Here is a 20,482-nt window from a genome sequence, read left to right as displayed (position 1 = left end):
GGACAACACCCGGCCCGCGCCACAAGCGTCAGCGCCCGGGACGTCTTGCGAGGCCGCACGGCCCGGTGCCTTGACGTGGTAGGCACGCCAAGGACTGTCAGCACCGCGCTTTCGTCAGATCTTGAGAGGCGAGACCTTCGTCCCCGACAGCGAGACGTCCGCCATCAGGCCCGCATTCGTCAGGATGAATGCTTCGACCGGGGCCGTCGCGGTCGTGGAGTCGATCGCGCCGTTCGCTCCGACCTTGACGACCGCAACCGAAGCGTCGACGCCCGCCGACCAGCCGTTGGAATTGCGCAGCTTGTCGAGTGCGTCCTGAGTCATGAAGAGGAAGATCAGTGCCTTCGACTGCGCGCCCGCCTGAAAGCCGAACGAGGCCGACGTCGTGCTGTAGTAGCCGACCGTCGCGCCGCCGACTCTCAGCGATCCCTTGCCGTACTGCGCGCCGACGATAAACCCGGCCTGAATCACCGAGGGAAACACCAGAATGCCGCGCGATTTCGCGACCAGTTCCTGCGAGCCGCGAACGGTGGAGTAAAGGCGCTGGATGGTCGCGTCGACGTCGGCGTCGATGGAGCGGCGTTCATCGGTGTCGCCAGCGGTTTTCTGATCGCCCTTGTTCGTCGTGGTCGTGCATCCGGCAAGCGCGAGCCCGCCCAGCGCCAATGCGGCCGTCGACTGAACCATGAAGTCTCGTCTTTGCATTCCTTTTCTCCATCGTCAGGTTGAATGACCCCTATAGCCGGCGCGCCCCGGATCTGTGGGGTCGGGCCGCCTATCCACACCGCATGTCCACGCCGTGTTTCCACGCTATTGCTAGCGTAAGACGCTTGTCGCAGAACATGTATTGGGCTTTGGTCCAATACGCCCGGTGCGATTATGTTTGTTGCGCGCCAGTTCGCGTACTAAGTAAGCATATGCATCAATGAGCAGCGTCGATTGTTCGTCGAATCCCGCCAATCAATTCGCTCCAGACGGCTTTATCGCGACCGAAGAGATGACTACATTTGCACCATCGCAGGACGGCTGGTTAAGCGTCATGTTCCAGGTAAGACACTCTCTTCATCTTCAGGAGAACATCATGAGCAAACTCACAGGCAAGGTCGCAGTCGTCACGGGCGCATCGAAAGGCATCGGAGCGGCTATCGCCAAGGCACTCGCAGCCGAAGGTGCATCGGTCGTCGTCAACTATGCAAGCAGCAAGGCAGGCGCCGATGCCGTCGTCGCGGCGATCACCGCGGCCAACGGGCGTGCGGTCGCGGTCGGCGGCGACGTGTCGAAGGTGGCGGACGCGCAAGGCATCATCGACGCGGCCATCGAAACCTACGGACGCCTCGACATCCTGGTCAACAACTCGGGTGTCTACGAGTTTTCGCCGATCGAGGAAATCACGGAAGAGCATTTCCACAAGCAGTTCAATACCAATGTACTCGGCGTTCTCCTCACGACGCAAGCCGCCGCACGCCATCTGGGCGAAGGCGCGAGCATCGTCAACGTCAGTTCGGTCGTCAGCACGATTACGCCGCCGGCGAGCGCGGTCTATAGCGGCACGAAGGGCGCCGTCGATGCGATCACGGGCGTCCTGGCGCGCGAACTCGGAGCAAGGAAGATTCGCGTGAACTCGATCAATCCGGGCATGGTGGTCACGGAAGGCACGCATAGCGCGGGCATCATCGGGTCCGACTTCGAAGCCACGGCGCTTAGTCAGACTCCGCTCGGGCGCCTCGGACAGCCCGACGACATCGCGTCGATTGCCGTGTTCCTCGCATCGGACGACTCGCGGTGGCTGACGGGCGAGCATCTCGTCGCAAGCGGCGGTATGCGCTGAGATCCTTTTCACCGGGCCGCGGCTTGCGTCGGCCGCGTCGAAGGCGAAGCCGCTGTCACCTTGCTCGGGGCGATGGAACTCGATCCGCTGACCGTCGCCGACGACGCGCACATTCTCACGCGCATCGCGGCCGAGCCGAACGTCCCCGAGCCGATTCGCTCGGGACTCGCGCAGCTTGACTGATCGCGCCGGATGCTTGCGTTCCGGCGCTGAAAAGGGCAAAGCCCCGCCCGGTCGAACCGGTGCGGGGCGATGCGTCTTCATCTGCTGCTGACAACTCCGATGAGTATTGCGTTACGGCCACAGCGAAACTGCGTTGCGTCGCTACTGGCATCGGATACCACTACGTCTACTGCTACAACTTCGGATCGAACCTGGTTGCCACTGCACTACGGTTAAGGTTTGAAGGTAAAACCGTTTGCTCAGTCGACCGCTGCTTCTTTCCGTGCGGTGCGTTGTTCTGCACCACGGAAACCAGTTTATCGCCGTCCCCGCGATTCCAATCAGTCCATCTAAGGCGTGGTTCGGCTGCAATTCGGCGGATCGACGGCTGTTCAGGATCGCAAACAAGCAATCGCGCGTCGTCACGGATTTGCAGCGTCACCGGATGTTCCGTTCAACGCTCACGCCCGTAGCCTACTGCGCAACCCGAAGCGTCCGTCACGAGCATCTCGTCCCTGTCGAGGGCGTAGTCGTATTCGATCACCGCATCGTTCGCGACCGACAGCGCGAGACGCCCCGGCGCCGGTACTCGCCAAGTCGACGAAATCGCCCTTGAGGGCGAGGCCGGCGGGCACGCGCATCGGTTGCGCGCTGCGATTCACGAGCGCGATGCCGACGCGCACCGGCGCGCCGATCGGCACTTCACCGAGCAGCGGCGTCACGACGAGCGCGAGACCGTCGACGTCGACTTCGAGATCGGTCGGCGTGATCGCGGGCGTGGTGCTCGAAGCGCCGCCGAAGGCCACCGCGCCGGGACGCACGAACGGATCGGGATAGTGGCGCAACTGCTTCAGGTTCTCCGTGTGATACGACCACTGGATGTTGTTCGGAAACGGATTGGACGGCGTGCCCGCTGCCGCGATCACGTCGCTCGTGCACATGAAGCCGAAATCCGCGAAGTTGTGGACGAGCCCCATCGCGAGGTCGATCTCGTGAATCGCCGTGCGGAAGTAGGGCGCCGCCGCCGTGCCGAAGCGCTGGCCGCTCACGGTGCCCCAGCCCGGATCGATGGTCCAGTGCGACGCGATGCCGATGCCCTCGCGCGGGACGTTGTTCGAATCGGTGCCGGCTGCGTCGTACATGATGCCGCGCGGTGTCGAGTCGATGTTCTTCACGGTGAGCCCGTGATAGCGCCATTCGCGGTCGAGATTGACGGCGTCGCGGCGCGCGAGCATGGCCGCGTGCATTTCGGCATCCGACCACGAGTCGCCGCTCGGCTCGGCCACGTTGGTGTCGCTCAGACGCACGTCGACCTGCCAGCCGAGTTCGTCCGTCACGCTCTGCCAGGTGTGGCCTGCGCTGTCGGCGGTCGGCTGCTCGGAGCCGTTCACGGTGTCGATCTCGACGGAGCACTGGCGATAGCCGTATTGCTGAGCACGGCTTCTTACGCGGTCCGAAGGGCCGCGTCAGGAAGTCGAACCCTATTCGTCACCTCGACGGATCGAGTCACGCGGTCTCGATCGTCCTTTCCTCCTCGCCGGACATCGGCCCGAAGCCCGTCGGCACGATCACGAGGGGGTGACCGGACGACGCGCTTGCCTCGTGCGCATCGGCCAGCGCGAAGGCTTCGGAGATGATGCGCTCGACGTCCTGACGCATCATCGTCACCTCGAAGGGCAGATGGGCGGCAAACGGGTCCCAGTCGAAGCAGCCGACCACCGCCGAATGCCAGTCTTCCCGCGACAAGCGCGAGGCGAACTGCACGAGTCCTTCGAACGCGGTGATCGAGTTCATCAGCAGGCCGTCGGGGAGGCGGCCGAGCGTCTCGTAGCGGCGCGCGACCGCTTGCCGCGCAGACGACGCGTCATAGCCGAAGCATTCGACGGCCTCGGCCGCCGGCCGCAGGCCCCGGGCCGCGAAGGCGTCGCGAAATCCGGCGATGCGCATGTCGGTCGCGTATTCGTCGACGACGCCGCCAAGGAACACGAGTTCCCCCGGCGAGGCGCCGCGAGCGATCATCTTGTCGATCAACGCCTCGGTCAACGCACAGGCGCCGCCACGGTTGTCGGAGACGACGGAAGGCGCGTCGGCGCCGGGCAGGTCCACGTTGATGCAGGGGACCCCGGCCGCCAGACACAGCGCGTTGAGCGGCGACGGATCGCGCACGCCCGCGATGAACAGCACTTCGACCCGTTGCGAGAGCAGTGTCTCGGTCACGCTCATCTCGACCGACGGATCGCGCTGGGTACTCACGACGATCGGGCACAGACCGCGGCTTCGCGCCTGCTCCTCGAAGGTCTCGGCGAGCCCCGCGAAGAAGCGGTTCCGGTAATGCGGCAGGATCATGCCCGCGAGGCCGGAGCGCGAGAGCCGCAGTCCGCGCGCCTTCATGTTGACGTTGTAGCCGAGCTGCTGCGCGCTCGCCAGGATGCGGTTGGCGGTGTCTTCCTTGATGCGATAACGCGTCCACGTTCCGTTGAGCACCATGCTCACCGCCGACGTCGACGAGCCCGTCGCCTTCGCGATGTCGTAAATGGTGGACTTGCGTCCTGGCTTGTTGCGGACCATCTGCCGTTCACTCCAAAAGCACGCCCGTTCACACTTTACCGCGATGCCGGACACTGTCGGGCGCACGCTTGAGGGCAGGGTATTTACCCGATTGACCCTTATGCTAAATGGATTCAGCATCCGTGTCACTGAATGCTGAATGGATTTAGCAGGACGTGTCAGGTTCAGCGGGCAGCGAGCAATTCCACCACCTAATTGGCCGTTCGGCGACGGTCGCCAGCGGTTCAGCGGAGGAGACAATGTCGAAGAAACTGGTACGCACCCTGTTTGCGGGCGTCGTTGCGTTCGCGCTGTCAGCCGGCCTTGCTTCGGCTTCGCCTGACAAGCCGGTCATCGGCGTGGTCGTGAAGATCGGCGGCATTCCCTGGTTCAACGCGATGGACGCCGGGATCAAGCAGCAGGCCGAGAAGCTCGGCGTCAAAGCCTTCATGGTGGGCCCGACGAGCGCCGACCCGGCGCTCCAGGTGCGCGCGATCGAGGATCTGATTGCGCAGAAGGTCGACGTGATCGGCGTGGTGCCGAACGATGCCGAAGTGCTGGAGCCGGTGTTGCAGCGGGCGCGGGCCGCGGGCATCAAGGTCATCACTCACGAGTCGCCGAAGCAGAAGAACGCCGACTGGGACTTCGAACTCGCGTCGGTCAAGGGCTTCGGCGAAGCGTACGCGAAGAAGCTCGCCACGGCGCTTAACGGCAAGGGCGAGTATGCGGTGTTCGTGGGGTCGCTCACCGTGCCGCTTCACAACGCGTGGGCCGATGCGGCGATCGCTTACCTCAAGGCCAACTATCCGGGCATGAAGCTCGTCGGCGACCGCTACGGCGTCGCGGAGGACGTGGACGCGTCGCGCAAGACCGCGCTCGATCTGATGCGCGCGCATCCCGACCTGAAGGCGATTCTCGCGTTCGGCAGCCAGGGGCCGATCGGGGCCGCGCGCGCGGTCGCGGAGAGACAGGCGAAAGGAAAGGTGCTCGTGCTCGGGCCGTTCTCGCCGGGACAGGGCAAGCGTCTCGTGCACGACGGCGTGTTGACGGGCGGCTACATGTGGAATCCGAAGCAGGCGGGCGAAGTGTTCGTGACGCTGGGCGTGATGGTCGCGAAGGGCGAACCGATCAAGGACGGCACGAATATTCCGGGCCTCGGCGTCGTTCATCCCGATGGTCACAATCTGATCGTCGATCAACTCGTCGAACTGAACGAGAAGACGGTCGACGATCTCGCGAAGTCGGGCCTCTGAGCGCAGCGTCTTTTGGCATGCGTAGAGCCGCACGACGGCTCGACCGTGCTCGGATCAGCCGGCCCGCCATCGGCGGCATTGGAGCGTTCCCATGACGACAGCAGCTTCCCCGGATCACCACGCGGTGCAGCCGGATCGGGCGGACGGTGCGGCGAATCCCGTCGACGCCGGCCGCACCGGACTGCTCAAGCTCGACAACATCTCCAAGATATTCGGCGGCGTGAAGGCGCTGCAGTCCGTGAAGTTCGACATCATGCCGGGCGAAGTGGTCTGCCTCGCGGGCGAAAACGGCTGCGGCAAGAGCACGTTGATCAAAGTGATCAGCGGTGTCTATCAGCCGGAAGCCGGGGCCGTGATGCTGATGGACGGGCAGTCGATCGAAGGGCTGAATCCGGCGAAGGCGCGCGACCTCGGCATCCAGGTGATCTGGCAGGACCTTGCGCTGTTTCCGGAGATGACCGTCGCGGAAAACATCGCATTCGAGCAGAACCTCGGGCCGCGCCCGCGCCTCGTGAACTACCGGCAGATGAAGGACGCGGCGCGCCGTATCCTGGCGCGCCTGGGCGTCGCCATCGACCTCGACCGCTCGGTGCGCACGCTGTCGATCGCGCAGCGGCAGACGGTCGCGATCGCGCGGGCGCTCGTCGCGGATGCGCGGCTCGTGTTCATGGACGAGCCGACCGCCTCGCTGTCGCACGCGGAGACCGAGGCGCTGCTTGCGATCGTCCGGCGTCTTTCGGCGGACGGGATCGCGGTCGTGTTCGTGAGCCACCGCCTTGCCGAAGTGCTCGACGTCTGCACGCGCGTGACCGTGCTGCGCGACGGACAGTACGTCGGCACCTTCCCGACCGCCGGCATGACGCAAACCCGGCTCACCGAACTGATGACCGGGCGCACGTTCGACTATGCGGTGCGCAGCACGGATCTCTCCAGGGCGCCGGTCGTGCTGCAGGTCGAAGGCCTGACGCGCCGGGGCGAATACGACGGCGTGTCGCTCTCCATCAGGAAAGGGGAAATCCTCGGCCTCACGGGCCGGCTCGGCGCGGGGCGAACGGAACTCGCGCTGACGCTCTTCGGTATGTCGCCCGCGAGTTCCGGTTCGATCCGGCTCAACGGCGAGGCGTTGTCGCTGCGCTCCAACCGTCAGGCGATTCGCGCGGGCATCGCGTATGTGTCGGAAGACCGGCTCTCGCTCGGCCTCGTGCAACCGCAGTCGATCGGCGACAACACCGTCGCGGCGGTGCTCGACAACCTGCTCGGCCCGGCGCATCTGATCGACCCGGCGAAGCGCGGCGCGCTGATCGACGACTGGATCAGGAAGCTGGCCGTCAAGATCGGCAAGCCGGAGGACGCGGTGTCGACGCTCTCGGGCGGCAACCAGCAGCGCATCGTGCTCGCCAAGTGGCTCGCGACCAACCCAAAGCTGCTGATTCTCGATTCACCGACCGTCGGCGTCGACGTGGGCGCGCGCGCCGGCATCTTCGCGATCATCCATCAGCTTGCGGCACAGGGCATGGCGATCCTGCTGATCTCGGACGAGATTCCCGAGGTCTACTTCAACGCGGACCGCATCCTGCACATGCGCCTCGGCCGCATCGTGGCGGAGTATCTGCCGGGCGCCACCACGATGGACCGGATCGAAGGAGACGTCCATGCCTGATCTGCGCAAATGGGGCATCGGTTCGATCGAAGCGCTCCTGATCCTGCTCATCGCGGCGATGGTCGTCGGCCTGGGCCTCTCGACCACGACCTTTCTCACGCTGCCCAACCTGTTCGATCTGCTCAACCAGAGTTCGGTCAACATCATCTTCGCCGCGGGGCTGCTCGTCGTGCTGATCGCGGGCGGCATCGACATCTCGTTCGCCGTGGGCGCGTCCGTGGTCCAGTACCTGACCGCGCTGACGGTCATCCAGCTCGGCGGCGGCAACTGGGCGATCGGCTTTCTCGCGGCGGCCGTGTTCGGCTTCCTGCTGGGCGCCATCAACGCCACGATCATCTACCGGTTCCGCATCGTCTCGATCGTCGTGACGATCGCGACCTTCAACGTGTTCTTCGGCGGCCTGATGTTCCTGACGGGCGGCGTCTCGATCTACGACCTGCCGGACTGGTGGACGCATCGCGTTTCGCTGATCCAGCTGAAGACGTCGAGCGGCGTCGCGGATCTCGCGCTGCCCGTCGCGGTGATGGTCGTCATGGTGGCGGCCACCTGGTTCCTGCTGCGCCGCACGACCACGGGGCGGCAACTCTATGCGATGGGCGACAACCCGGAAGCGGCGCGACGCGTCGGGATCAACATCGGCACGATGCACTATGTCGCGTTCGGCTGGCTCGGGATGATGGCCGGCATCGCCGGGCTCATGCAGGCGCACTACGTGCAGGAAGTGGTGCCTAACGCGCTCTACGGCCGCGAACTCGATGTGCTCGCCGCGGTGGTGCTCGGCGGCGCGCGGCTCGGCGGCGGACGCGGCACGATCCTCGGCGCCATCCTCGGCATCCTGCTGACCGCCATCACAGCGAACGGGCTGAACCTGCTCGGCATCTCGCCCTACGCGTTCAAGATGATCATCGGCGCGATCATCCTGATTGCCATCACGATGTCGAGCGGCGGCTTTGCGAAGCTCGTCGGATCGCGGTTCACTTCGCCACGCGCAGAGGCGAGATCATGAAACTCCTGTCGTCACAACGCGCGGGCGTGCCGCTCGTGCCTCCCGATGTCGTCGGCCTGCTCGGGTTTCTCGCCTTCGTGATCGCGGTCATGAGCTTTGCCTCCGATCGCTTTTTCTCCACCAGCACGTTCGTCTCGGTGGCGTTCCAACTGCCGGAACTGGGACTCTTCACGCTTGCGATGCTGATGCCGCTGATCTCGGGCGGCTTCAATCTCGCGGTGACGTTCACCGCCAATATCGCCGGGCTGACGATGGCGTGGGTGCTGCACTCGCAAGGCGGCGCGGACGCGGGCGCGGGCGCCATCGCGCTCGGGATTGCCGCAGCGCTCGCCACGGGCGCCGCCGCCGGCTGGCTGATGGGCGCGATCATCGCGCGCACCGGCGCAAGTCCGATCCTGGTCTCGCTCTCGATGATGATCTTCCTGCGCGGGCTGGGCGAATTCCTGACCCACGGCGGCGACATCTCCGGCTTCCCGCCTTTCGTGCGCGAGATGGGAAACGGCCTGTTGTTCGGCGTGCCGATCCCGCTCTGGATCTTCGCCGGATGCGCGGCGCTCTGGCACGTCGTGATGACGCGTTCACGACTCGGCTTCGCCACGCGCATGATCGGATCGAACCTCGAGGCCACGCGCTATTCGGGGATCGCCACGACGCGCGCCGTCACGCGCATCTACATGCTGTCCGGCCTGATGTGCGGTGTCGCCGGTGTCGTGATGGCCGCGCGCTTCAACTCGGTGCGCGTCGGTCACGGCGAGGCATTCCTGCTGATTGCCGTCCTCGCCTGCTTCCTCGGCCGCGTCGATCCGTTCGGCGGCTTCGGGCGCGTCGTGCCAGTCGTGATCGCGCTCGTGATCCTGCAAGTGATCGCGTCGGGGCTGAACCTGCTCGGCGCCAACCAGCACCTCGCCACGGCCTTGTGGGGCGTGTTCTTGCTTGCCGTGATGCTCATCCGCTGGGCGTGGGCGAACGGCTTTTTTCAGTCCTTGGTCCGCAGACGCGTGACCGCTTCGGGAGGAGTCGCACAATGAATACGCTGGGTGTTCACGCTTTGGTATGGGCCGGCGATCTGACGCCGGAGTCGACGCGCAAGGTCATCAGCCAGACCAAAGAGGCCGGGTTCGATCTCGTCGAACTGTCGCTGCATGGGCCGAAGGTCATGGACCTTGCGATGACCCGCGATCTGCTCCAGGAATACGGTCTTCAGATCGGCTGCTCGCGCGGTCTGACGCTCGACGCCGACGTGTCGAGCGACGATCCGGCAACGGTCGCGCGCGGACTCGCGCTGCTCGAAGAGGGCATCGGCATCACTGCGGAACTCGGCGGCAATTACTTCGGCGGCATTCTGTACGGCGCGATGGCGAAGTACGGTCGGCCGCTCACCGCGCAGGGCCGCCGCAATGCGGTGGATTCGCTCAAGCGTATCGCCGACTTCGCGCTGAAGAAGAACATCACGCTCGGGCTCGAAGTGGTGAATCGCTATGAAAGCAATCTGCTGAACACGGCATCGCAGGCGCTCGCCATGCTGGACGATGTGGGCGCGCCTAACGTCGTCGTGCATCTCGACACGTATCACATGAACATCGAGGAGTCCGACTTCATGCAGCCGGTGCTCGCGTGCGGCAAGCGCCTCGGCTACGTTCACATTGGCGAAAGCAATCGGGGTTATCTCGGCTCCGGGACGATCGACTTCGCGCAGTTCTTCCACGCGCTCGCGATGATCGACTATCAGGGCGTGGTCACGTTCGAGAGTTTTTCGTCGACCGTCGTGAACGAACAGTTGTCCAACGCGCTCGCGATATGGCGCAACCTGTGGGACGACAGCATGGATCTTGCGACCCATGCACGCACGTTCATCGCGGGCGGGATCAACGCCGCAGCGAAGGCGCGGGCCCATCACTAGACGCGTTGCGCTAACCGAGCGCGGGCGACCTCGAGAACGCGCGCGCCACGATGGCACGCGTGCCGGGCGTCGTGCGCCAGTCCGACACTTCGCGATGATCGACCCATTGCACCGACTCGACCTCCACGCCCGAGCGCACACGCGCATGGTCAGCGATGACCATGCGATACACGTGGTGCACGTGATGCGCCGAGACATGTTCGAAGAGGAACGCGGCCGCTCTCGCCTCGACGCCGGTTTCGTCATACAACTCGCGGATGGCGGCGACGATGGGCAACTCGTCGTGCGCGACGGAGCCGCCCGGTAGCAGCCACATCCCCGTATATTCTCTGACCATCAAGACCGCGCTTTGGCGGATCACCAGCCCTGTTGCTCGGATTCTCATTGTTTTGTTCTGTAGATTTCCGCGCGGCCACGTTCCGCGCGGGGCTCCTTCGCAAGCGCCCCTGGACACTCGCGAGGACTGCGACGTCGACGATAGCTCATCTGCCACCGGCTTTCAGTTCGACGACGCCCGAACGGTTATCGCACGGTTCCGCGAGCGCGAGAATTAGAAATATCCCTGCCGTTTCGATGTGTCGAACTGGCGCACGCCGCCTGTGGTTTGGCGTCCGGCGCGCGGCTTCGCGATCCATAATGGAAGACGCGTCAGCGATGACACATGCATGATGGGGAAGACACGATGTCGAGCGATTGGAAACGCCGCGTCAGGCTGTTCGTCCAGCGCTTCTGGCAACCGACCAGCGCATGCATGACCTGCATGCCGGGAAGCTGGGGCAACGTCCTGAGCCTGGCACACTGGACGATTGCATTGCAGACCGGTTTCCTCACGGGAATTCTGGCCGTGCTCCTGACGTTCACGCCGGCGTCGAAACTCTACGGCCACCGGTACGGCAATGCGCTAGTGGTCGGCACGCTCACCATGCTGGGCGACGCCTATTCGCACGTCAATCACTACGGCATGCCGTATGCCGAGGCGGTCGTCACGGGCGTGATTTCGGGTCTGCTGACGCTAGCTGGCTCGTATCTCTTCGAAGACCGCGCCCGCCGTCTTCGGGCGGCATGGGCGCGGATCGTCGGCTAGTGCGCCTTAGCCGCGTTTGTGCGCTGTTGTGCCGTCCGCCTGAACTGCGAGCGGTTCGGCAACGGTCAGAAGCACCATCATGATGAGCATGACGTGGCGCACCGATCAGGACAATCCTGCTGTCACGGCCTTCAGGCTCATGGCTGCGGACTATTTCGCAGCGAAGGCGCGGGCCTGACGCCGCATCTTCGCCGACGCACCGTCACACCTCGGCGCTGACGCGCGTTCGCTGCGTGGCAAGCGACTCCAGCACGGACTGCACGACCCGTTCGACGCTCGGCCAGTTCCTTGCGGGCTGGTCTGCAACGTAATGGTCCGGCGATACGCTGCGATAGTGCTCCGGATAACCCCAGATCGCATCGTGAACGGTCGGCCGCGTGATGCTGCCACCGATCACCGCGACGGTCGGCCGGCGGAACGCGGCGGCGACGTGCATCAGCATCGAGGAGTTCGTCAGCACGGCGGTGGCCGCTTCGGCGAGCGCGAAAACCATCCGCATCGGCACGGCGCCCGCCAGCGAGCGGACGGGCACGCCCGGGCCCGCTGCGGCGATTGCTTCGGCGGCGCGCGCCTCATCGGCCTTGCTGCCGACGATCACGATGTCGCACGTGTCGCCCGCGCTTTCGAGCGTGCGGGCGATTTGCGCGAGCGCGGCGCCGACCTGACGCGGGTCCCATACCTTGGTCGGCACGCCAGCCCCGATGCCGACGAGCAGCCGCACGGTGCGCTGACCCGGCACGGCGGCCTTCCAGATTTTCGCCGCGCGGGCGCGTTCTTTCTTGGTCAGGAAGAGTTGCGGACGCGCCTCCGGCAACCCGGTCGCGCCCAGCAATTCGGCCTGCGCGAGCGCGGCCCGCCCGGATTGCCGTCGCGCGAAGTCGATGTACTCGTGGCACGCGCTATGGCCGCCGCGATAGCCGCGCACGCCGATGCGATATCGCACGCCCAGACGCATCATCAGCAAGGCGCCCATGTAGCTGCCGAGCACGTCGATGCCGACATCGAAACCGCCTCGCGCGCGTAGCGCCGCGACCTGCGGCGACTTGCGCAAGAAGCGCAATACATTGCCAGGCGAGCGGTCTTCGACGAGCTTGTTGTTCCAGGGCGCGTCGATGTCGACGATCTCATCGATGAACGGATTGTTCTCCAAGATCGGACGTCCCCAACTGCCCACGCCGGCGATGAGGCGCGTCTTGGGAAAGCGCTTGCGCAACGCCTCGAAGATCGGCGTCGTGGTGAGCAGCTCGCCGAAATCGTTCGGGCGCAGCACGAGGATCTCGCGCGGCGCGTCGCGGTGCGGGTCGTGTCGTGGAGGATAGAACCGGCCGATCATCCAGACCGGCACTTCCGTCAGCAAGTTTTTCCAACCCATTGCTTCTCCCGATTCGCTTTGGCTTTGTGCCGTCGAGTGGCATCGATGCGCCGGGCAACGCCGGCATATTGCCTGGATTGTGCATAAGAGCGGGCCTGCGTTCTGTGGGCGGCCTGACAGAAGTCCGGCCGTCGTTCAGTCGAATTCCGCCATTCGATCGTGTCGGGTCATCGCATACAGTGGGGTCGAAAAGTGTTGTCCGCGCGCCGACAGGCTGGGTCGCTGGCGTCGGCGGGAATGTCGTCGTGGTCGGCCGCGATATTGTTTTTTTTCAACCAGTTAGGATCGCGTCGAAGGGGGAAGGCCGCAGATTGGCACAGCCTCTGCATTGACAGCAGCGGGCGCTGCGCAATGGATCGGACCCCGGTGCATGCGAATCGTCGACATGTTTATTGGAGTCGTCATGAAAACGAAATCCGTCGCCGTTTTGTTAGTCGCAAGTGCCGCATCGTTGGCCGTTCCCTGCTTTGCCGGCAGTCATGTTCAAGGATCCACGAGTCGCGGATGCACCGGACTGCCAGTAACGCACCACGCCCAGACCGCTCACACTAAGGCCATGAAGGAAGGTCAGGGAAGCGCGGTCGACGGGATGAGCGGTGGCGTTGGCGGCGACGAAGCGGGCCGTTCGCAATCCGGCCGACGCGCCCCGAGCGACAGCATCGACGCGATGTACCGCGGGGGCTGAATGGCGGTCGATCTTTCTCAGATCGGCGCGGCCGCTAGCTGCAAATACGGCGCGATATGACGCATCGCGCGCGAAACATAGTCTTCCTTCTCGGCGACGGGCGCCACGTAGTGCAGGGCACTCGCGGCCGCCTCGACGCCCTCGAAGCGCGCGATGATCCACGACGCAAGGTACTGCGACGCAAGGCAGCCACCGGCGGTCGCGACGTTATCCCTCGCAAAGAACGGCTGGTTCAGCACGGCGACGCCTGCTTCCTCGACCCACGGTTTCGTCGTCAGGTCGGTGCATGCGGGCACGCCGCCGAGCAGCCCCAGCTTCGCCAGCACGAGCGTGCCCGAGCACTGCGCGCCCAGCAGTTGACGCGCCGGGTCGAACTGCATCTGCGCCATCAGCGCTTCATCGGCGACGACCTCGCGTGTCAGCATCCCGCTGCCCACGATGACCGCATCCGCCGCATTGGCCTCGCGCAGCGACATGTGTCCTTCGATCACCACGCCGTTCATCGACTTGACGCGCGTCTGCGGCGTCGCGATCGACACGCGCCAGCCCGGCTTTTTGATGCGGTTGAGGATGCCGAGCGCGATGAACGAATCGAGTTCGTTGAAGCCTTCAAAGGTGACAATGGCGATGTGCATTTTGGTGCGCCCGGTGCGTGTCGAATGGTCGATGAAGACATGGTATTTGCGGGCGTAAAAATAATCAAATCATTGGCATGGATACCTCTTCGAATGAGTGAGCGCGCCGCCTTGAAAACGCGATCAAGAAATCTCGTGCGCCGCCGTTAATGACATGTGGATCGCTCGCGCGTGTCATGCGGGGGCGGCCTGAATACTCGGAAAGGCTCCAGAACAAAAACGATCGCACCTTTTTCGGAGTGAAACGTGCCGATATTGCTGTACCAGCTGACTATCATCGGGACGTTGATCCTGACTCGAATTCTGGCGCCAAAGCGTTTGCAGGCGGTTTGCCTGATCTGGACCGTTCTGACGGTAGTGAATCTGTTCTGGCCGCCTCTGATCATTCTCCAGTTGCTCGTCATCTGGATGACATTCGCCCTGATCAAGCCGCGCGAATCCACCGCGGAGAAGGGAACATCCGGTGCGCGCGATGGCGATGTCGAAGCGCGGGCCGATGCAGCGTCCACTCGATTCGATCCGTCGCAGCGCATCTATGGGGAATCGTTGGTGTCGAATGGGGCGCCGGTGATCGAGGAGGGCGCGAATGCTGCGCTCGACCAGCCGCCTTCCTATGCACCCTCGCGGATCGACTTCAGGTTCGAATCGCCCGCCGTCCAGACATTGATTCATCCTTTGCCCACGAACCTCGCGGATCGTGCGTTCACGCAGGCAGACCCATCGCCACGCAGCGAGGAGCGGCGCGAGATCGAGGATACGGCGATCCACTTGCAGGTGCCGCTGCTTGCACATTTCACGCGCGCCTGTAATCTCGAATCCATCCTCGAGCATGGATTGCGATCGATCGAGAAAGCGCAGGATGCGGGCATCAGGCCGCGCGTCAACGACGCGTTCCGTCTGGATGGCCGCCCTGACGCGATCTCCGTTTCGATTGCGTTTCCGAACCATAGAATGTTCTACAGCTATCGGCAGAGGGATCCGGAAGAAGAGTGGGTGGTCCTGCTCATCGATCCCGCCATACTCTGGATGAAAAGCTGTGGATTCTGTCAACGCAACGCTTCCGACCATCGAGTCCGCGCACTGCCGCTTCCAGGCCTCATGGACGCGAGCGCGTTTCGCAGCATGTTCGATCCGGTCGACGATCTCCCGACGCGGCAAGAGCAGAAGCTGATGGATTTCGATCCGACGGACCCACAGGCGGAAGTGCTCGTCTTCGACACCATCGAGCCTCGGTTCATCGAAGGCATTGCCTTCGATAGCCAGGAAGTTCAGACCGCTTGCGCTCATTTAGTCGGCGACCGGCGATGCGCGGTCTTCGACCGGAATACCGGTCCGTTTGCTTCGCGCGGCTACGCGCGCAAATGGAGCAACTGACCAGAAAGATACCCAGGACCGGTTTTGAGGTAAATTGGAAAGCCTCAAACACGACGGACGCCGCATGGGTCTCATCATGCGCAAGCGGCCCGACACGGAGTCGAGGATGAACGTCAAACGCACTGCCACAGTGCTGCTCTTTCTTCTCGTAGGGACGAGTCATGCGTTTGCACAGGCGGAACGTCTGTCCGATGCACAGATCGCGGGCGTCGTCTTCGTGGCGAACCAGGGGGAGATCGCAGCAGGCGAGTCGGCGTTGCGCAGTACCCGGTCGAGAAGCGTGCAGGCGTTCGCAAGCCGGATCGTCGCCGAGCACGGCCAGGTCAATCAGGAGATCGTCGCACTGACGCAGAGACTCGCGGCCAGCCTGCAACGAAGTACCACGAGCGACGCGCTCACCCAAGAAAGCAATGACGACCTCGTGAGACTCAACGCAGTCGACGCGCGTGGCTTCGACGCAGCGTACCTCGATCGCGAGGTCGACTCGCTTGGCCGGCTGGTCAATGCCACCGACGCCTTCATCCGGACGACGACCAGCGCCGATCTCAAGATGCTTCTGGTTCGGGCCCGGCCGTCTTTCATTTTTCACCTCGACCAGGCCCGGCGACTGAAGTACGCAATTGGCTCTCCGGAAATCGGTCGATAGGCTCATCAAGCATCGCTCGGCCTAGCGTTCCGCGCGCAGCCGATCGACCGTTCGCACTCCGCGTATACCCCGCAACAATTCGATGGTCTCCGTAAGAAACAGGTAAGCGCAGGCCCATAAGCTGAGGGTGAAAATTCTGGTGCGGGACTTCGTCAACATTCCCCGCGCGAGGATGGATCCCGGCCATCGTCGAGCGACGTATGGGCCTCGCGTGAGAATGAAAGGAGACAAGGATGATCGAAGATGAAGTGCGCAGAATCAAGAATGTCCGCCAGTATTCGAAACTGGTCAGGGATCGCTCGCGGCTCGGATGGACGCTGACCGCGGCGGTCCTCGTCGTCTACTACGGATACGTGCTGCTGATCGAGTTCAACAAGGAATTTCTCGCCACGCGTACCGGCCACGGCGTCATGACGCTCGGCATTCCGATCGGTTTGTTCGTTATCCTATTCACGGTGGTGATTACCGGTCTGTATGTGCGTCACGCCAACCGGACCTACGACGAACTCACCGAGCAGATCAAGCAGGAGGTCGCATGAATTTCCAACGTCTCTTCACAGCGGCCAGCCTCTTCGCGCTATCGGGAACGGTCTTCGCCGCCGGTGGCGATCTCGGCCAGACCGTCCGGCAAGCGACGAACTGGACCGCCATCGGCATGTTCATCGTATTCGTCATCGCGACGCTGTTCATCACCAAGTGGGCAGCGAAGAAGACCAAATCGGCCGCCGCGTTCTATACCGGCGGCGGAGGCATCACGGGCTTTCAGAACGGCCTCGCCATTGCCGGCGACTTCATGTCGGCAGCGTCCTTCCTCGGCATCTCCGCCGCGGTCTACGCGAACGGGTACGACGGCCTCATCTACTCCATCGGCTTTCTCGTCGGCTGGCCCATCATCACGTTCCTGATGGCCGAGCGGCTGCGCAACCTCGGACGTTTCACCTTTGCCGACGTCGCCGCGTACCGCTTCAAGCAGGCGCCGATCCGCGCGTTCGCCGCTTCGGGCACGCTGGTGGTCGTCGCCTTCTATCTGATCGCGCAGATGGTCGGCGCCGGTCAGCTCATCAAGCTGCTCTTCGGGTTGGAGTACTGGATCGCGGTGGTGATCGTGGGCGCGCTGATGATGGTGTACGTGCTCTTCGGCGGCATGACCGCAACGACCTGGGTGCAGATCATCAAGGCGTGTCTGCTGCTCGCCGGCGCCACGTTCATGGCGTTCATGGTGCTCGCACAGTTCGGCTTCAGTCCCGAAGCGCTGTTCGCCAAGGCAGTCGAGGTGCACGAGAAGAAAGACTCGATCATGTCGCCCGGCAATTTCATCAAGGACCCCATTTCGGCGATCTCGTTCGGCATCGCGCTGATGTTCGGCACCGCCGGCCTGCCGCACATCCTGATGCGCTTCTTCACCGTGCCGAATGCCAAGGAAGCGCGCAAGTCGGTATTCTGGGCGACGACGTGGATCGGCTATTTCTATATCCTGACCTTCATCATCGGCTTCGGCGCGATCGTGCTGGTCGGCACGAATCCGGTCTTCAAGGATGGCGGCGGCAAGTTGCTGGGCGGCGCGAACATGGCGGCCGTGCATCTCGCGAGCGCCGTGGGTGGCAACGTCTTCCTCGGCTTCATTTCGGCCGTGGCATTCGCGACGATCCTCGCGGTGGTCGCCGGCCTGACGCTCGCGGGCGCGTCGGCCGTGTCGCATGACCTCTATGCGACCGTCTTCAAGGAAGGCAAGGCATCGAGCGCAAGCGAACTGCGCGTCTCGCGCATGACGACGGTCGTGCTCGGCATCGTGGCGGTGGTACTCGGCATTGTGTTCGAGAAGCAGAACATCGCCTTCATGGTGTCGCTTGCATTTGCGGTGGCTGCGTCGGCTAATTTTCCGGTGCTCTTCATGTCCGTGCTCTGGAAGGGATGCACGACGCGAGGGGCCGCCGTCGGCGGATTCCTGGGACTCTTGTCCGCCGTGGTCCTGACCTTGCTCTCGAAAGCGGTGTGGGTGGACGTGTTCCACTACGCGAGCGCGCCTTTTCCGTACGCATCGCCCGCGCTGTTCTCGATGGCGGCGGGCTTCTTCGGCATCTGGCTGTTTTCGATCACGGACAAGTCGGCGAGGGCGCGCATCGACAAGGCCGGTTTCGAAGCGCAGACGGTTCGGTCGGAGACCGGAATCGGCGCGGTGGAATCCGCCGGGCACTGACGTTCTTGCCCGCTTAAGGCTGCCTCGGTCGGTCACTTTCCTTGCGGCAAAGAAAGTGACCGCGCTGCGCGGGCAGTGAACGGGTCAGGATCTCGCGCGCGGCCGGCAGATCATGAAATACTGCGACGAAAGGCACCACGGCGTATGCGGCACAGGACTCAGATGCACCGCTTCGATCAAGAACCGCTCGCTCACGATCGCCCGCAGCTCGCGAAAATCAAAACCCTTGTGCGTCGTGCGCGGATTCTGCGGCCGGCAAACCGGAATGCCGACCATCGACTTGAACAGTTCCCCCGGCGTGTATTCCGACTTCAACGAGCGGCTGCGGATCATCCAGTTCGACACCTTCGGCGCGATCGCGAGCCCGTACATGATCGGCACCGAGATGACGAGCGCGCCCGCCGGTTTGAGAATGCGCGCGGCGTCGTCGAGCAAGGCTTCGAGTTCGTTCGGATAGAGATGCTCGCAGACCTCCAGCGCGGTCAGCACGTCCACGCTCTGCGCCGCGACCGAATCGAGCGATTCTGCGTACCTGACTTCGGGGAAGGTCGGCGCCATGTACGGGTCGTGACCGACGAGCGTCACGTCGTGGCGCGCTTCGCCAAGCGTATGTAGAAAGAGCCCCGGCCCGGCGCCGAAATCGACAACCGTGCCGCTCGCCGCGCACAGTTTGGTCACGAGATCGATCGCCATGGTCATGCGCGTTCGATGAGCGAAGCGAGCGAGCGGATTTCCTGATTTGACGGTTTGTTCTTCGTAAGAAATTTCGCGCATCGAAGTGTCCCCACGTATTGTTTGTTTTTGGTGAACGGCGCGGCTTTTACGCCGCGCAACGAACCTGTTTTTATTTATCGTTTCGGGCGATCTTGCAACCGCTGGCGACGCCGCGCAACGCTTCTCCGTAGGCGTTTTTCGCCTAACTTCTGCTGAGTTCGGCCACGTGTGTCGGATTCGCACAGACGTCGAAAAAGGCGCTGATTCGGCATCGAGCGTGCGCTTTCATACGGACACGGCGCTTCACTTTCCGGACGTCGCGAGGTCTTCTTCGATGAAGCGCAGGACCGCTTCGGTCAGCGCCTCGCGCGGATATTCGTTCTGTGTGACGAAGAGCGAACCGACCATCGCGTGGGTTCGGGCAATGGGCACGGCAAGCGCCCAGTGATCCGCGTTGACGTAGCCCATGAGCGTGCTCCCAGGCACGATCTGGTCATAGAAGATCACTTGACTGTCGTTGCGCGCGTCGATGCGCGCGAGTTTCTCGTAGCTCGACTTGAGGATCGAAGAAATGCGTTCGGGCTGCGGATACGTCACGAGCGAGTAGTAGCGAACGTCGGGTGGAAGCGGGTTGTTTGCCATCCACGCCTGGCGTGTCGCCGGTCGCAGGCTTTGCACGGCGCCGCCGTCTCCCGACGTGCAGGTTGCGCCCGGAAAGTATCGCAGCATGTCCGCCTGGAATTGTTCGGCGTCGTTGGCGAGCGGCGAGCCGCCGATCGCTCCGGCCGCGCTCACCACGGCCGCCACGCGGCTGCGGATCTCGGGGTAGTCGACCACTGCTTCCAGGATGTCCGGCGCCCCCTTCGAGTAACCGATCAGAACAAGCCGCGATGTGCTTCCGGAAAACGGCATCGCCAATATGGCATCGCGGATCTGACGTGCGTTGTTCGCCGAACTCGACAACCCTTCGACGTCGAGCATGATCGCGTCGTAACCGAACTGCCGCAGTTGTGTCACGACGGTGCCCGGCGAGTTCAGCCACGGCTTGAAGCAATCGTAGCCGACGCCCGGCACCACGACTGCAATGAGATGCCGCCCGGATGGCCCAAGATCGACCGGCGCGCCCGTGCCCGCGGGCTCGTTGCCCACGCGTGTCAGCGCGTCCTCGCATGGGCGGTGATCGGCGAGGTCGGAACCGTGCGCTTCGAGAACCGCGCAGTAGATTTCGCGGAATCGAGCGCGTTTGTCCTGCACGCCTGCCTGCGATGCCGTTACGAGCGCGAGCGGCGGCGTATCGGTCGAGTAGGGAACGAGCGGCTTCGTGGCACACGCGACCGACGCAACGCAAGCCGCGACCGCAGCCATCCTGACGCCGGCGTACCGGAGCGCACGCAAGCGACGAGCGGATCGCGCGATGCC

The 20,482-nt window shown here is 63.7% G+C and carries 19 protein-coding genes and 1 pseudogene; 12 read left to right on the top strand and 8 right to left on the bottom strand.

The genetic code is table 11. The features are described 5' to 3' along the window. Positions 1-114 precede the first annotated feature (114 nt). A complete protein-coding gene (locus AWB66_RS28180; RefSeq protein WP_087633352.1) occupies positions 115-705 on the bottom strand; it encodes a BPSL1445 family SYLF domain-containing lipoprotein in 591 nt (196 codons plus the stop codon). Positions 706-1,081: 376 nt separating this feature from the next. Between AWB66_RS28180 and AWB66_RS28175 the strand changes: the two genes are divergently transcribed. Continuing rightward, positions 1,082-1,828: a glucose 1-dehydrogenase gene (locus AWB66_RS28175; RefSeq protein WP_087633351.1), complete on the top strand. Its 747-nt coding sequence runs from the start codon at positions 1,082-1,084 to the stop codon at positions 1,826-1,828. 623 nt (positions 1,829-2,451) lie between these two features. Here the strand turns inward: AWB66_RS28175 and AWB66_RS28170 are convergent. After that, positions 2,452-3,381 (bottom strand): hypothetical protein, encoded by a 930-nt coding sequence (locus tag AWB66_RS28170; RefSeq protein ID WP_200819087.1) that lies wholly within the window; start codon positions 3,379-3,381, stop codon positions 2,452-2,454. Between the two features lie 115 nt (positions 3,382-3,496). Next, on the bottom strand, positions 3,497-4,558 hold the full coding sequence (locus tag AWB66_RS28165) for a LacI family DNA-binding transcriptional regulator (protein ID WP_087633350.1): 1,062 nt from the start codon (positions 4,556-4,558) through the stop codon (positions 3,497-3,499). Between the two features lie 239 nt (positions 4,559-4,797). On the opposite strand from AWB66_RS28165, the gene AWB66_RS28160 reads away from it, so the two are divergent. From AWB66_RS28160 to AWB66_RS28140, 5 genes are all read left to right on the top strand, one after another. Next, on the top strand, positions 4,798-5,790 hold the full coding sequence (locus tag AWB66_RS28160; protein ID WP_087633349.1) for a substrate-binding domain-containing protein: 993 nt from the start codon (positions 4,798-4,800) through the stop codon (positions 5,788-5,790). A gap of 91 nt (positions 5,791-5,881) precedes the next feature. Beyond that, complete coding sequence (locus AWB66_RS28155; RefSeq protein WP_087633348.1) at positions 5,882-7,450, top strand: sugar ABC transporter ATP-binding protein; 1,569 nt, start codon at positions 5,882-5,884, stop codon at positions 7,448-7,450. Further along, entirely contained in the window at positions 7,443-8,456 is a 1,014-nt protein-coding gene (locus AWB66_RS28150; RefSeq protein WP_087633347.1) for an ABC transporter permease, read from the top strand. Before AWB66_RS28155 ends, AWB66_RS28150 begins: the two co-directional genes overlap by 8 nt. Then, positions 8,453-9,484: an ABC transporter permease gene (locus tag AWB66_RS28145; RefSeq protein ID WP_087633346.1), complete on the top strand. Its 1,032-nt coding sequence runs from the start codon at positions 8,453-8,455 to the stop codon at positions 9,482-9,484. Before AWB66_RS28150 ends, AWB66_RS28145 begins: the two co-directional genes overlap by 4 nt. After that, complete coding sequence (locus AWB66_RS28140) at positions 9,481-10,356, top strand: sugar phosphate isomerase/epimerase family protein (protein ID WP_087633345.1); 876 nt, start codon at positions 9,481-9,483, stop codon at positions 10,354-10,356. Before AWB66_RS28145 ends, AWB66_RS28140 begins: the two co-directional genes overlap by 4 nt. Before the next feature lie 10 nt (positions 10,357-10,366). Here the strand turns inward: AWB66_RS28140 and AWB66_RS28135 are convergent, their stop codons facing one another. After that, positions 10,367-10,693 (bottom strand): NUDIX domain-containing protein, encoded by a 327-nt coding sequence (locus tag AWB66_RS28135; RefSeq protein WP_235021274.1) that lies wholly within the window; start codon positions 10,691-10,693, stop codon positions 10,367-10,369. 345 nt (positions 10,694-11,038) lie between these two features. On the opposite strand from AWB66_RS28135, the gene AWB66_RS28130 reads away from it, so the two are divergent. Next, the gene (locus AWB66_RS28130; RefSeq protein WP_087633360.1) at positions 11,039-11,440 is read left to right on the top strand and encodes a hypothetical protein; all 402 of its coding nucleotides are present in this window, start codon (positions 11,039-11,041) and stop codon (positions 11,438-11,440) included. Positions 11,441-11,522: 82 nt separating this feature from the next. Next, positions 11,523-11,618, top strand: a pseudogene (locus AWB66_RS33185) (LysR family transcriptional regulator); the annotation flags it as partial. 24 nt (positions 11,619-11,642) lie between these two features. Here the strand turns inward: AWB66_RS33185 and AWB66_RS28125 are convergent. Both AWB66_RS28125 and AWB66_RS28120 read right to left on the bottom strand, forming a co-directional pair. Next, a complete protein-coding gene (locus AWB66_RS28125; protein WP_087633343.1) occupies positions 11,643-12,812 on the bottom strand; it encodes a glycosyltransferase family 9 protein in 1,170 nt (389 codons plus the stop codon). 702 nt (positions 12,813-13,514) lie between these two features. Then, positions 13,515-14,132, bottom strand: coding sequence for a DJ-1/PfpI family protein (locus tag AWB66_RS28120; protein ID WP_087633342.1), 618 nt, complete (start codon positions 14,130-14,132; stop codon positions 13,515-13,517). A gap of 246 nt (positions 14,133-14,378) precedes the next feature. On the opposite strand from AWB66_RS28120, the gene AWB66_RS28115 reads away from it, so the two are divergent. The 4 genes from AWB66_RS28115 (at position 14,379) to AWB66_RS28100 (ending at position 18,349) form a co-directional block, all read left to right on the top strand. After that, complete coding sequence (locus AWB66_RS28115; protein WP_125469806.1) at positions 14,379-15,506, top strand: DarT ssDNA thymidine ADP-ribosyltransferase family protein; 1,128 nt, start codon at positions 14,379-14,381, stop codon at positions 15,504-15,506. A gap of 106 nt (positions 15,507-15,612) precedes the next feature. Next, on the top strand, positions 15,613-16,152 hold the full coding sequence (locus AWB66_RS28110) for a DUF4142 domain-containing protein (RefSeq protein ID WP_087633359.1): 540 nt from the start codon (positions 15,613-15,615) through the stop codon (positions 16,150-16,152). A 233-nt stretch (positions 16,153-16,385) separates the two neighbouring features. Further along, positions 16,386-16,691, top strand: coding sequence for a DUF485 domain-containing protein (locus tag AWB66_RS28105; protein WP_087633340.1), 306 nt, complete (start codon positions 16,386-16,388; stop codon positions 16,689-16,691). After that, positions 16,688-18,349: a cation acetate symporter gene (locus AWB66_RS28100; RefSeq protein ID WP_087633339.1), complete on the top strand. Its 1,662-nt coding sequence runs from the start codon at positions 16,688-16,690 to the stop codon at positions 18,347-18,349. Before AWB66_RS28105 ends, AWB66_RS28100 begins: the two co-directional genes overlap by 4 nt. 84 nt (positions 18,350-18,433) lie before the next feature. On the opposite strand, the gene AWB66_RS28095 is transcribed toward AWB66_RS28100, so the two are convergent. Both AWB66_RS28095 and AWB66_RS28090 read right to left on the bottom strand, forming a co-directional pair. Further along, positions 18,434-19,042 carry a class I SAM-dependent methyltransferase gene (locus AWB66_RS28095; protein WP_235021273.1) on the bottom strand — a complete coding sequence of 203 codons (609 nt, stop codon included), beginning with the start codon at positions 19,040-19,042 and terminating at the stop codon, positions 18,434-18,436. A gap of 324 nt (positions 19,043-19,366) precedes the next feature. Further along, positions 19,367-20,428: a hypothetical protein gene (locus AWB66_RS28090; RefSeq protein WP_087633337.1), complete on the bottom strand. Its 1,062-nt coding sequence runs from the start codon at positions 20,426-20,428 to the stop codon at positions 19,367-19,369. Between the last annotated feature and the right edge of the window lie 54 nt (positions 20,429-20,482).

The sequence above is a fragment of the Caballeronia telluris genome, assembly GCF_001544495.1.
GTDB classification, from domain to species: domain Bacteria; phylum Pseudomonadota; class Gammaproteobacteria; order Burkholderiales; family Burkholderiaceae; genus Caballeronia; species Caballeronia telluris.
The sequence above is the reverse complement of the archived record's forward strand: the minus strand, read 5'-3'. Positions and strand labels throughout refer to the sequence as shown.